At 83.9% G+C, this 578-nt stretch carries 1 protein-coding gene; it reads left to right on the plus strand.

Going from position 1 to position 578, the window contains the following annotated elements; translation table 11 throughout:
- The coding region (locus ABD994_RS31305) for a hypothetical protein (protein ID WP_345425687.1) at positions 1–578 on the plus strand (578 nt) is incomplete at both ends.

Below are 578 nucleotides of genomic sequence, written 5' to 3' on the forward strand. Positions count from 1 at the left end.
GGGCCGCCGAGGCCGCCGACCGGGCCGTCGGCGCCGACCGCGCCCGCGCCGAGCTCGCCGCCCTGGCCGAGGGCCTGCGCCGGGTCGACGAGGCCGCGTCGGGCCTCGCGGCCGCCGAACGCCTCCTGGCCGCCGCCACCGTCGGCCCCGACGACCTCGCCGATCTCGAGGACCTCGCCCGCGACCTGCTGCGCGCCGAGGCCGCCCGCGACGCCGCCGCGGCGCGGGTCGAGCTGACCGTGCCGGCCGGGGGCGACACGCTCCGCCTCGAGGTCGACGGCGAGACGGTGACGCTCGCCCCGGGCGAGACGCGGACCCTGCCGGTGGCCGGGTCACGGACGCTGGCGCTGCCCCGCGTGCTCGACGTGCGGGTCCGCCCGGGCCTCGACGACGCGGGCCGCGACGACGCGGTGCACGAGGCCGTCCGCGCGCTGGCCGAGGCGGGCGGCGACGTCGGCGTGCGCGACGTCGAGGCGGCCCGGGCCGCCGGGCGCGCCGCCGAGGACGCGGCCCGGCAGGCCGGGGAGCACCGCGCCGCCCTGGCCCGCGGCGCCGCCGGGCACCGTGACGCCCACCCC

This window comes from Actinomycetospora chlora (assembly GCF_039542135.1).
Classification (GTDB): domain Bacteria; phylum Actinomycetota; class Actinomycetes; order Mycobacteriales; family Pseudonocardiaceae; genus Actinomycetospora; species Actinomycetospora chlora.